Origin of the sequence: Photorhabdus viridis, from assembly GCF_040256935.1 — a bacterium.
GTDB classification, from domain to species: Bacteria; Pseudomonadota; Gammaproteobacteria; order Enterobacterales; family Enterobacteriaceae; genus Photorhabdus; species Photorhabdus viridis.
On sequence record NZ_JBEJZY010000054.1, the window covers coordinates 1 to 14,064 of the forward strand.

Sequence of the window (14,064 nt, forward strand, 5' to 3'; positions counted from 1 at the left end):
GAAGACGTTCAAGTTTGATTTTTTGTTCTGATGTAATAAATATTTTCATAGCGAGGATAATGATCTCCATTTCGGATAAAATCAAGCATCTTCAATGATTACGGGTATATACTCTAGGAATAAACTCACTACACATCATCTGAAAGATAATTATCCAATAAATCAAAAGAGAATTGATTCAACGAAAGAATCGCGATACATAACTCAGCAAAAGAATCTGCATTTGTTGGGGTGGCTAACTTAAGCAAAGAGGCCAATTCTGTTTGCATGACAGTATAAAGCTCATTCTTTTTTCCAAAATATTCAGGATGTAACTGTAAAAAATTATCTACAGTGAGTTTATTCAAAGTTAAGTTAGCAACATCAGCAATCAACGACTCAAACGGACTGGCAATTGGATTTACTTCTCGCCTACTACGCCGTAAGCTTGGACCGCCCTTATATAAACCCAATAATTTTTCCCAGAAGTTATGGTTTTTCATATGTTGTTTATGTGCTCTATCCAACTCACCAACATTTAAAGTGCGTGGTTCAAATATTTTTGGTCTCGGCCTCCACCATTCAGGGTTTTGAGCAATTGCCCCGCTATATTTCAATGGATAAGCAGTCACTTTTTTTCCTAACTTATCAGCCAGTATTTGCCCTGAAGACTGCTTACCAAATGCACCATAACAAGATTGAAATTCGATAGCGCCTACCATTCTAAAGTCGATGGCATCATCGGTACGTAAACTTAAGCCACGAACAATGTCAGAGAACTCTATCGCATCCATATAGTTAACAATCCCAGGGGCACCGTGGACTTTGATATGCAATTTGTTACCGTTTAATCCAAAAGATGAATCTTTACCAAGAAGTGCACTTTTCCGCATCGAATTTACATTAACTTGCCCCGCGACTACGGTATAAGCGCCCAATTTCCCATTGGAAAACTCGCCAAATTGGCTCGAAGCGACGACGGTATCCGCATGATTAAATGATGAACCAAGATTCTCTGGATTGAATATTGCAAATTCGCCCTCACCCAAACTGATCATAAGGTTTTTGACCGAATATTCACTCTCTTGAAACACAACCACGGTCCCTTTAGATAAGGTAGTAAGATCAGCAATATTATTGATATTTCTTTTGTTAGTTAGTAGATGCTCAACCGTTCTCTGTACATTGTTTGGATCCAGAAGTGCTTTTACAACATCATTGAAAGCTGATGCCTGCTCAAAGGCTAGCTCACCAGATTGCTCCAAAAGATCAGAAATAAATTTTCCAATATCACTTGTTTGACCTGATGATGTTAAAGACTGAGCAACTTCTTTTATAGATTTGCCATACCGTGCTTGTGCTTCCACTGGATAACCGGCATAAATATCCAATAAAGGTGAACTAGCTAAGTCATGGCGCCTTAAACCTTCCCCTTCAAATTTCCCCAATTGTTCCGCCGTTATGATCTTTTTACCATCACCAAGTGAGTTATCCAACGCACTATTTTTCATTCCGGCAAATCTGCCATTGCCGATGCTGGCAACCACATGGACGGGTTTCGCTCCTTTATTAGGCATATTAGGATCAACTTCCATGAAAACCAGCATTTCCCCTTCTTTCACACGTAATAACTGTTCAGTATTCGTTATCTTTCGAGGGCTTTCGAATAAGTTATCAATTCGCCCACTGTTGCTAATTCCTTTATATTGAGCAGCTTTTTTCAACCCATCAATCAATATCTGAGCTTGTGTGTCAGTAACCACTTTTGCTTTTTGCAACACATCCGTTGCAAAGCTCCAGCAGACATCTTGACTACTTCCCGAAAGCATACTTGTACGTGCTGCATCTCGTACAGGGTTACTATGACCTAGCCCTGAATAATTCACAGGCATTTTAACCATATCCTGGCTTTTTCCTATATTAGTTCCAGTTTTTTCAATAACCGCTTTATTTCGTACTTTGGATCCTTTTTTTAAAAAACTTGATTTTTTAAGGCCCTTATAAGTACCTCGAAAAATATCTCTGATAGGAAAAGGTTCGATTAAATCAATAATACCACTGGCTAATAGACGGGAAACCTGACCAGCATTCAGAAGTTTCATCGAGGGCAATTCTCTGATTACTGCCCTTAATAACGCTCTGCCAGAATATCTGACGCTAAGTTCAGCAGTTTTAGTCGTAATTTTCGTTAATACTTGACTTGATATTGATAAACCCAATGTCATAACAGTGATAATGACACTTATCGAATCAAAAACGATAGAAACCACATCATTAGTATCTAAACTATGATGGCTATCAGTAACTTCTTTATAAATGACATCATAAAAAGGAATTACTATTGTAGCAACAGTATGTAAGAAGGATGCATCATCCAATATAATTTTACTTTTATCCGCAATATTATCCAAACCTTCTTTTAAAAGATTTTCAATTATATTAAAAGTATTAAGTTTTTCTGGAAATTCTCTATCAGGATTATTAATATAAAAAATTGGTTCTGTTATATTAATTTTATTTCCATAAAAATCATGCCAAAATTGTTGATAATTATTATTTGAAGAAGAACCATCTGAATCCTTCATATTACCAAAACGTCTACCTGGGAAAATCTTTTTATTTGTCATAACATTACGAGCAACTTCACGATCATAAATCAATTCAGGATTAAATCTAGCATTTGGTTTCACCAAGGCTTTCAAGAAATTATTATTATTTATTTCCTCCTGTGTATATTTCTTCATCTTTATCCCACCATCAATGAAAGAAATTAATAACCAATTACCAGATGCTAATTCTAACATATTAACTTTTCCTATATGATTAGTTATGGAAAAAGAAAAAACCTTTTTCGGTGATGTCACAATTTCCATAGCAGTCACGCCAAGATCCAAAGAAGAGAGATGTTGTTTAGTTAATATGGTTGCTTCATAATTGCTGTATTCATCTTTATACTTATTAAATTGAGTTGTGAATTCTTTTTGAGTATCAAACTCTTCTCTTCTTTCAAAATCAGAGGAAGAATAATATCCTTTTGGTAGGGTAGATACTTTCATCATTGGATTATATTGACGTTGATCCGTTAGATATTTTTTTAGAACAGCGTATACTGAAATATCCTTCAACATATTAATATTAAAAGATTTATTGATCATCATCCAATAAACAATTGCATTCAACAGTGTAACTTCAAGATAATATCCTTCAGATAATTCATCGGAGATAGTCACTGTTATATTCTGATGGTCTTTTTGTTGCTGTATAAATGAAGATATTTCATTAGTTTTTAAAATATCCAAATAATCATTTGAAATACGATGCTCTCCAATTTTATTTATAATTTCTTCGTTTATTTTATCAACATTCAACAAAACTCTCTGATAACTATTTGTTAGCAATTCAAAATATCTACAGTAATGTATTATTCTATAAATAAGATCTAATTTAGTTTCATTATCAATTAAAAAATCCGTTTCTCCGTCATTGATATTGGTAGTCACTCCATTAACTTTATCAATTAAAGAATTTATTATATCAGGTATATATTTAACATTTCCATTAGAATCATTACTTCTTATATAAATCGGATAATCAATCTTTGAAATTATTGATTTATAGTTTTTATACGATGATTTTTCATCTTTCATAAAGATATTAAGTTTTTCTAGTTTATTATTATAATCTTTAATCATATCATCCAAATTTCTTAATTTATTTTCCTGAGCCAAGATATCTGGATTAGATTTAATGTTTTTATCTACTTTTTTCTTCTCTCTTTCGAGTTCATTTATTCTCTTATAAAGATCATTTTTCTCCTTATCATAAACATCATCTCCCGACAAATAATCCTCCAAAGCCATATCAAATACATCTCTATTTTTTGGATCATCAAATGTCTTATAATAATTTTCCCATTGAGTTTCATTGAGATTAAAATTAATATTATCAAGGTTATTCTGCTCCTGAAAAATACTCTGATCACTCTGTACTTCCTGTTGATGTTCCGGTTCTTGCTCATCTAATTCAGAACCGACTTTTTGTGATATTGTTGTTAGAGAGTGAATATTATCGGGCGTAGAATAAACACTTTTTCCTTTAGGAAGCTCCCTTCTATTTTTCCTATTTCGCATGTTCTTTCCAGAGTTAAATGGCACCATCGTACCAATTCCAGTGGTCTTTGGACTGGAATATCCCGTTGTTTCTGTTGCTTCCATTAGGTTGATACTATTTGCACTTTCTCTTGTCGGCAATGGTAACGCAGTAGGATTATTCATAAAAATATTGAGTAATGCTTCTTTTACCGTGGGTATGCGTAAAGCAGGCGTTGGATTTATTCTTTCAATTCTCTCGGCTTCCATCTTATCCCAAAACTCTTCAAACTCTTCACGCTCCTCTTCCGGTAATAAATCCAGAAAAGATGGAGAAGGTGCCCACATTGATTTTACGTTTTTTACTATTGTCGGAATAAATGCAATAATACCTAATCCAGCAGCTACCGCAGTAGCGATAGCGCTAGCCTTAATAATTTTTCCATAAGATGAAATATTACTTTCCGATTCCTGCTCATCTTCATCCATTGGTAACATGGGTATATTGACTTCATTTTCATCATCGTTCATAGCTATTGAAACTTGTTGAACCAATGAATTCCTATTATTAATAGCAGTCGTTACTTCTGTGTCGTTATTATCTTTAACTAACTCTTCGTATCCGGGCATTTTCATCTCCGAAATTATTAATATAAATAATAGAATATTTATTTATATTAATAAAAAATTCATTATAAATCTTTAGGATATTGATAATGACTGTTAGTACAAAGCCATTATCAAATAACGCCTGAGATAGCTCTCGTTATACACCATTATAAATATTTATTGGAGTTTGACTTGTTGATTCAATTTCTTTCCCATAAATATAAATGTTGGAATTTTTAAACTCTATATTGGTGATTTCTATCTTTGTTCCAGGAAGTAATAGAACTTCTGCTTCACTTTCAGAAAACTGTGTCAGATTTGGATCCATTAAAGATTTACCATGAATAACATTCAGTGACATAAAATAGCCTAAGTCTCCTTCATTTTTGGATGATTTTTTCAGGAAGCCTTCTGCTGACTCTTTATCAACGGAGGTTGATAAAAATGCAGGATCAAATATAATATCCCCAACTTTTAATTTATCTGCTATATCCTTCTTCAAAGCTGCGCCTCGGTATACCTCTCCACTATAATCGGGTAGTTCTCCCAAAGCAGTTATCACTTCATCCAATGATTTTCTTATATTCACGAACATTTTCCCAGATCTCAGTTTTTCATTATATACTCTATACTTCCCTCCAGTATAACGTTGTATTGCAGCTCGATTTTCTTCAGATAATTGGTTATAAATATTTATATTACTTTGCATCCATTTTTCTAAATCTCCGCCCCCACTAACTTTCAGTCCAACATTAATATTCTCAGGATGTTGTTTATTATTTTTTTCGCTTTTTTTAACTTCACTATTTCCTAGTTTATTTAATTCAAGAGGTGAAGTTATGTTGCTCTTCTCTAATTTTTTAGGCGTCATTAACTGATTTGTCGATTTTTTACCTTGACTGCTATTTTCAAACATTTTTTTGAGGTCGTTAACATTTACCATGGAATTATCACCTATTTATTTTTAACAATGAGTATGTTAGTAAAATATAAAAAAGATATTTATATTTACTTTTGATCCACAGAAGCAAACGTCTGCTTAACCGCGGTTATATTATCTTCTTGAATACCTTCAAGTTGTACAGGTACTGTCACTGAATACAATAAAGAAAGGCGTGGGTGATTGCCTAGAGCCTGCCAAAAATTACCTAAACTGTTTAGGTTTTCTTGCGGTGGAATCACTTTAGTATATGCCCCAGGAATTTCAGGTAATTGACGGTTGTTAATCAATGCTTTCAAAACATATGTCATTACTTGTGCTGCCTGATTATCAGGCTTACTGTCAGGATTGGAACTTCCACCTGGCTTACTCGAATGCCAGTAAGTAATTAAATAATTATAATTAATATTGACCCATCCCGGTAATAATAAATTATTCGCGGGACTATAACGTCTTGGTTCGGCAGAACGTAATTGCAGATCCTCATGTATGTCATAGAGAAATACACTTACTGTAGGCTCCGACGGGATTGAGTTTGTTTCTGGCAAATCAAAACGAATATCAATAGTCTGACCAGAAGCATTTAAATACTGTGATAAAATATCATTTAATGCTTTATTAACCTCTACGATAGCATTGTTAGGATCAATTATACTTGTCATATCAACTCCAATTTTATTCAATGTTTAAAAAACCAATCGACCCGTTTTATTTAATTCGAGGATCACTGCCCGCTCTATATGTTTATTCTCAATTTGTTCACTATTATCATTTGCTGCTAATATTGATGATAATAAAGCAATATTTCTGATATTAGCACCGGTCAGATCAGCGTGTTTAGTCAGATGTTCAAAATCAATTTCATCGGATAATTTAAGTTTTTCAGGCCAGATTACTTGCCACATTTTTTTACGCAATGTTTCATCAGGATAAGTAAAACGGGTAATAAAGGTAAAACGGCGATTAAACGCGCTGTCCAAATGGCTGCGGTTATTGGTGGCTAAAATCACTAACCCCGGATAATTCTCTAATCGTTGTAATAAATAAGAAACTTCAATATTCGCATGTCTGTCCTGAGCATCTTTGGTTTCACTACGTTTGCCAAACAGGGCATCCGCCTCATCGAAAAACAGCACCCCAGCATCCGCTTCGGCCAGATCGAAAATGCGGGAGATATTTTTTTCGGTTTCACCAATGTATTTATTGACCACTGTAGAAAGATCGACTTTAATCAAATCTACACCCAAATGCCCGGCAATCACTTCTGCGGCCATCGTTTTGCCAGTACCTGATTCACCGTAAAATAATGCACTAATCCCCGTACCGTAACTTATTTTTTCCTGAAAACCAACACCCAGAATCTGGTCACGATAATGAATGGCCGCGATGATTTCTTTTAACTGTTGAGCTAATGCATCTGAAACCACTAAATCATCAAAACTGCGCTTTGGAGCTATGCGTTGAGCCAGTTTGCCGAAATTCTGTTGAGCGCGGAAACTTAATGCCTTACGCAGGTCTGTTTCTTTTAATTGGTCTTCTGGCTGCCGGAGTAGTTGATATTGATAAGCTTCTTCAAGAATTAACGGTAATGTTTCCGGTGTAAATGAAAAACGCTGACAGAGCTGAGTAATATTAATTTCCTGAGTGACATGAGCCGGTAAACTTGCTTTCAGCATTGTTTTTCTATCTGCTAACGTCACCACCGGCATATCAATTTTCACCATTGGCAGATGTTTAATCCAGACTAATGAATCTCCCGGTTCTACCAGGCAAATGACTTTTAGTTTCGGTTGATTTAGTAAAATAGATAATTCGTGATGCAATATTTTCTTTTCCTTTGTAAGCAAAGAGAAATTGCGGATCAATAAACAGGCATCATGTAACCGGGTTTCCCTTATTACATCCGCCAATAAGCTGGATATCGTGACAAGGTTTTCTTCGTCGGGCAAGCAGGCTAAATCAAAGGTTAAGGTATTAATACCATGAGATTCCATAATATTGCTGACTGTTAATTCTCTGGCGCTGTCTTGCTTTCCCCTAAGTATTACCAATGGGCGTATTTCGTCGGCTTCATTCAATAATATCTTCTCAAGTGAATGACAAAGGGCTTGCGGATACCAACTATGTGAGGCAGTAATTTGCCAGTTAGCACAGGTTATTAAGGGAGGTAAAATAACTCGTTGTCCCAATAAAAAATGCCAGACCGCTCTGTGAGTTAGAAATTGTGTTTGTAGCCAAATGGATTCTTCGCGGTTATTGAGCTGTAACAAATGGTTACTGATTAACGGTGTTTGCGGGAGAAGACTGTTTTGCAGTAATTGTCTGTCACTTTGGCGTTGGCTAAATAATTCAATCGCTAAAGCAAAACTGGGCCACTGCTTTTTATTGTTACCATTTAGAGAGGCAAATAGTGCATGGTAACGGCTGTCAAAATGCGGTAATAAACCTAACAGTAAGGCATCACGCTCAAATTCGGTAAGTTCAAAACGTTCGATCAACAATGACAATGTATCAAGGGCAGAGTTTTCCCTGGTTTCTGAATAGCTAATAGAATTATTCACTTTAGTTAACCAATGAGGTCTACCCTGTGGTGATGCTAAATGTTGTTCTAGCTCATCTTCGGCCAGTAAAAAACTTCCCGGTAATGAATCATACAGGTTTCTCTTCTGATAATAGTAGTGTTGTAATCGCAAATCGATACGTTCCAGATGGGGATAAATCCAGCGTAATTCAGCCCCACTACAGGGGTTATTTGTCAGTAGGTAGTCCATATAAACCTGCTAAATGTTTTGCCAGTCGATCAGTAAAGGGCGATCCAGCCAAGGAAGTTTTGCGATATTTAATGGCCACGGCCAATCAGCTAATAGCGCATCAAATGGCTGATGCTGTATCGTGATTTTAATTTCCAGTTCATTTATCAACAATTTACCCGGTCGTTGTAAAAACAGCTGGCGGGCATCATTGTGACTTAATTTTTTCCAGGCGGGAAGTTGGCTGATAACCGCATCCAGCCATTGATCTATTATTAACTGTTTTTCTGGCTCAAAAGGGATTGATTCACTGTCTTCATCAGTTATTAACCCGCATAGAACATTATTCAGGACTTTTCGTTCCCTATGTGCCTCTTCGGTTTCCCAAATCAGATAATCAAGGCAATTAACAGCGCTGAACTGAGACTGACGATGGATAAATTTTTGTTCTTCAAGCAGACCAAGCTGATTAAACAGTGCAGGTAATATCGGCCACAGAATTAATATGCCAGCATTACTTACCTGACGTGAAAGGGGATATGCAGGTAATATTCGCTGCTCTCCGCTAATTACCCTGTGGTTTGACATAAAGCGTTGCGACAAATATTGATATTCCTGAGTAGAAAGATGTTTTTTACATAACTGTGAAACAGGAGTCAATTGCCATAACGGTGCTAACCAAGTTGTACCTGCGCTACTGAATAATACAGGATGTTGAAACAGTTGGAGAATATTTTGTGTTTTGACTTCTCCTTGTTGAATGGCTGTCGCTATTAATGAAAGTTGATGCTGATTTAATTGTGGTAAATTTTTCTTATACCCCGTTGCTAACATCTGCAATATCTCCGTGAATGTTGAATCAACAGAAATCATTTGCTGTAAAGGGTGTTCGCTGAGAGGCTGGTTTTTATAGTCAAAGCGATTGAGTAAATTCTTGTACTCCCGTATAGAGAGGTGTTTTTCACATAGTTGTGAAATGGGTTTTGTTTGCCAAAGCTGCTCTAACCATTCATCTAATGAGGAATTGTAAACTTCAGCTTGGCGAAATAGCTTAATAACAACCGCGATGTTAAGTGCTCCATTATTTAGCCCAGTCGTGATACGTGATATGACTTGCGTATCGGGTTTGGGTATATCTTGTGTGTTATGCCGCTGTATATATTCCAGCGCATTGAGTATTAATTGTTCGGGGGAAACAAATTCCTCCTGATACAGTGATAGATTTATTTTCTCCGATAGTCTGAAGCTAATGATATTTAATAAAACAGGTTGTCTAATAGCTAAAAGCCGTTGCAAACTCTGTTCAGATAAACAACTTTTTGCCAATAATAACACCCATTTGTTCTCTATCCATGTTAATTGATCAATGAATTTCTTAATATTGGCATCAGTCATTTTATTGTTTGTTATTTCCTCCATCGGATTTAATAAGGAATCTTTTCGGTGTAAATATTGAACAAACCCCTTAATATCAATTAAACAATCATTACCTGATAGTTGAAATTTATGGTTAAGTTTTCGTGGTGTTGATTCTTTCAGGTGTATTTTACCCTCATTATTATATAGTTGATATTTACTTAGTGCTTGTTTGAGAGCAACATTAAGCCGCAGAGGAAAGAGTGAATTAAAGTCATGAAAGCTTATTTCCCCAAGGTCTAATGTTAATGTTTCTAAGTATATATCTTGATTAAGAGTATATTCATTAAAAAATGAATTGAGTAAGTTATTTACATCATACTGATTAAGTAAGGAACTATACAATACTTTTCTAGCCGTCTGTGGGTTATTAGCTTCAATAGTAATGATAATTCGATTTAACAACCTTGGAGAAAAAATCATATTAACATTCTCTTTTTAATTGATAATTAACATGTTATTTAAATCTGCCAATGTGGAATAGAATTAAAGCTTCATAATAAAAGCTAATAAATAGTACGGTGGAATAACATTAACATTATGAGAATGTTCGGGAGATTCCGCACTTGCATTATGTTTATGTCCTTTATCTCCTCCTACGTTTGATGTTTTTGCTTGATAAGCCCCATCGGCACTCCACTGAGTAGCTTCTAAAGGAGTATCTGTAGCATTATCCAGTGAATTATATTTATTTTTCTCCAATGGTATATTGGATGAACCATAATTAAACCCTGTACTATTATTCGAGAAAGATATACCAGATAAATGATAGTGACTTGGTATTTGTTCTAATGTTAATTTTGCCTCTTGTACAGTGACATTTACAGAAACTTTAGTTAGTTCGGTTTCTTTTAAGAAATTTTTTTCATTTTCGCTACCACTGGCTCTATTATCACTTTGCCCTGTTTCAGAAATGGTTTCACCACACATCACAAAACGACTTCTCAAATCTGGGGTTCCTTTACTACCATCACAGAAAGCCCAACCAGTAGGTGCTACATGCCCTGAAAACATCACAATCACTCCACTAGGAAGTATGTTACTGAGATTAATACTAATACCGCTTGAATCAACAGTGATACCATTACCGGCTTTGATCTGGATCTTCTTGCCCGTCTCAAAAGTATCCCCACCATCTTCAGATTCTAAACCAATACCTAATTTCCCATCTTGATCAGGATTTTGACCCAAAGCATCACGTCCTACAGTTGCAATATCAATCAAGTCATAAAAATCTGTTTCCAGTGGAATCGACTTTGCTTTAAATTTATCTTTCAATTCATCAGTTTTTGGACCCGTGCTACTAATTACACTCTGATCGACTACAGATGTATTTTTCTCTTTATCTGACATAAATAACCTCACTTATTAATCATTGACAACATTGAGCTACGAGAAAATGTCAGCAAATATGACTGATATTATTTCCCGTATATTTAAATTTTAAAAATGCTACGCTATAAGATAGGAAAATAATCTTGCTATTTATTCCTTTGCATTCTTCGGCACAAAAAATAGTTCATTATCCGTAATAACTTGTTCTTTCCACTCTTTGCCAGATTGCCCCACCACTTCTGTACGCTGCTGCTCTGTAGCAATACGCATATGTCCAATACCATCCAGCTCACCCAGTGTTGTTCCCAAAGTCAACTGTTTTAACAACTGGTAGGAACGATCACCCAATGGCATCCCGTCATGCTGCCAGGCTTCATAGGTCGTGCCAAAGGCCTTAAACGCTTCCTCATCCAACCAGTGAATCAATGAGGAAATATGGCACGGAATTTCCGCTGAAATGCATTGTTTAATCCAGTTCTCAGCCATCACCTTATTCTGAATATTCTCTAAAAGCGATTGTGGAAAAACCAGACTCACCATAAAAGAGAAGCGATCTTCCATTGGTTGACGATCAATATACCACCGGTAGTTCTTGTCATCATCAGGTAGCTTACCCCCTTCTTCCTTCGCCTTAATCACAAAACTGCCATTAATCCAGTCCATTTTATCTTTCACCACCTGCGCAATGACAGGCTTGTCTGTATCCTTCTGTAAAGCACCATTCGGCGTGAAATGGTAATGCAATACTATCTGGTCATTGGCCTTTAGTAACGTGGGATAAGGCGCATCCGGTGTAGCCTTAATGCGCTTTTCTCCAATATCAAGGCCGGTATCTGAATCATAATGTAACGGATACCACATATCCTGTAGCCAAATATCGCTGTTTTTCCAACGTAATTTGTGATCATCAGACGCCTTAATCAGGTGTGTCACATTACGTTTAAGCTGGGCATTATCCTGCAAACTACAGGATAATAATGTGCCTTCCGGCTTTACCTCTATCGCCTTCACTATCACCGTCGATAACGTGTAATCCCGTCCCGCTCCATCATTGTCTTTGATAATTAAATCAATCATTAACCCAATATGCAGTGGATGCCCTTCTTTCACTGTCACTGTCAGTTGAAAATTTTGATCATCATTGGTAGCTGACGTGGGGATCTGCTCTTCATCATATTGAGCGTCAGGTAACGCGGGTAGCAATACCCGATGTTCAACCAAATAAAATGTCAGATCATCCATTTCAGGCTTCGGCACAAACAAACTTTTCCCTATGCCTAAACGAGCAGCTATTCGTTTTTGTAATGCCGAGACACTCTGAATTTGAATATTCGCTCGCTGATAGCCAAGTTCTGCATGTTGATTAAGATAGCTACGCTGCACAGTGAGAAAATCATTTTCATCCGTAGTCAGTGTGCGTGGCGAACGCTGGCTGCCAAAATAGCCCAGTAAGTAATTAATTACCGCCAACTCTTTGTCGCTATCATTCTTATATTCCTCTAAATATTTATTCAATTTAGTGAAATATTGCTCATGTACTTTATTGGCGATGCTGTTATCAGCAAATGGCCATTTTATGCCCCATACGGGTGTTGATTGAGTACGGTTAAATGCCAGTAGATCAGGTAATAACGCCAATTGTTGGCAACCATTAGCCAGCAATTGCTCAAATGGTAGCAAAAACTGATACAGTTGCTTCTGTTGCACTGACGGTTCCAACTGCTGTAGACCATAACACAGCGGTAATCGGTCACTTAGCGTATGATAATCCGCCAGACTACGATTGCGGCCATAAAGCATGACCACATCTTTCTCAGTAATTAACTGTGGGGCGATGATGTAATCATTAATTTTGGTTCTTTCACCAGGGCAACGTTGACCTTTTTTATAGAGCTTAACTGGGCTATTGTCACCTATAAGATAACTAACCGGGTCAGCACCCCACAATTGCAGGTATTTATTAGCTTCTATTTTCACAGACCAAGGATTTAAATTACTTTGATCTAATTGAGTGACACTTTTTACACCATCAATGGTCAGCCAGATATTAACTAATGGACTCAGTTCCACTTTAACCGGCTGATTATAAACACGTTCAGCAGGTAATTTCGTAATCCAACCATGATGTAAATGTGGCCCCTGATAAATTGCCTCACAATTTATCCCCTGCTCCCCCAACTTAGTTGCAGAAGCACGGACAGCCATTGGACTCAGGTAAGCTTCTGATAGCATATAAAGATTCGCCAACACCCTATCATAATCGATGCAGTCGTCTGCCAGTTCCAACGTTAACTGCATTGCGAACACCTGAGGGGCAGCCCAAGTAATTTCCCGAACCGATTCACATAGGTTCCGGTTTTTCTTTAAAAAATCGTTCAATACCGGTTCTGCCTGCTCTTGAGTCGCACCACGCGCCAGCTCAAGATATAGATGATAGTTGCCTTTTAGTACTAACTTAGTCGCAGATGAATTCGGCTGTTTAAAGGTAAATACCCGTTGATCCGAATCGGCGTTGTACCAATACTGATATTGTTCACTCTCCTCTTCCCGCACCAGTTGTACATTACGGAAATAGAAACAGCCTGGCGATTTCTCATCATCGTTATCGCTACTGTGTAGATCCAACAGCGCACGACGATAGTCATCTACCGTGACCGGTCCACATGTTAAGGCTTGTTGAGGTCCAAATGCAGCAGGAAATATCCCCTCTCCTTGTTCTTTCTGCTCTGGCGTCAACAAATCCACCAATGGCAAACAGTGCCGATAAGCCAGATCAGAGATGCCATAACAAAAATCCTGCAACAATGTCACCCCCGGATCTTGCTCACTGGTACTGGTCCATTGTTGTCCCGCATAGATGTCGATGGATGCCATTCCCTGTTCCAGCAAGGTATCGAAATGGATGCTGTCGCGCGCCTGAGAAAATAATGTGTTGTTATCGCTCATA

The 14,064-nt window shown here is 36.9% G+C and carries 6 protein-coding genes and 1 pseudogene; all 7 read right to left on the reverse strand.

Going from position 1 to position 14,064, the window contains the following annotated elements; all coding sequences use genetic code 11:
- Nucleotides 1–128 precede the first annotated feature (128 nt).
- The 7 genes and pseudogenes from ABR397_RS19190 to ABR397_RS19220 all read right to left on the reverse strand — a co-directional run bounded on the left by ABR397_RS19190 (nt 129) and on the right by ABR397_RS19220 (nt 14,063).
- A complete protein-coding gene (locus tag ABR397_RS19190; RefSeq protein WP_350307136.1) occupies nt 129–4,697 on the reverse strand; it encodes a hypothetical protein in 4,569 nt (1,522 codons plus the stop codon).
- 136 nt (nt 4,698–4,833) lie between these two features.
- Nucleotides 4,834–5,619, reverse strand: coding sequence for an ADP-ribosyltransferase (locus ABR397_RS19195; protein WP_350307137.1), 786 nt, complete (start codon nt 5,617–5,619; stop codon nt 4,834–4,836).
- Nucleotides 5,620–5,687: 68 nt separating this feature from the next.
- Nucleotides 5,688–6,278 (reverse strand): annotated as a pseudogene (locus tag ABR397_RS19200) (DUF4255 domain-containing protein); the annotation flags it as partial.
- A 24-nt stretch (nt 6,279–6,302) separates the two neighbouring features.
- Nucleotides 6,303–8,387 carry an ATP-binding protein gene (locus ABR397_RS19205; protein WP_350307138.1) on the reverse strand — a complete coding sequence of 695 codons (2,085 nt, stop codon included), beginning with the start codon at nt 8,385–8,387 and terminating at the stop codon, nt 6,303–6,305.
- 9 nt (nt 8,388–8,396) lie between these two features.
- A complete protein-coding gene (locus ABR397_RS19210; protein ID WP_350307139.1) occupies nt 8,397–10,205 on the reverse strand; it encodes a contractile injection system tape measure protein in 1,809 nt (602 codons plus the stop codon).
- A gap of 63 nt (nt 10,206–10,268) precedes the next feature.
- On the reverse strand, nt 10,269–11,135 hold the full coding sequence (locus ABR397_RS19215) for a tail fiber protein (RefSeq protein ID WP_350307140.1): 867 nt from the start codon (nt 11,133–11,135) through the stop codon (nt 10,269–10,271).
- Between the two features lie 132 nt (nt 11,136–11,267).
- Nucleotides 11,268–14,063: a peptidase associated/transthyretin-like domain-containing protein gene (locus ABR397_RS19220; RefSeq protein ID WP_350307141.1), complete on the reverse strand. Its 2,796-nt coding sequence runs from the start codon at nt 14,061–14,063 to the stop codon at nt 11,268–11,270.
- Nucleotide 14,064: the final 1 nt, after the last annotated feature.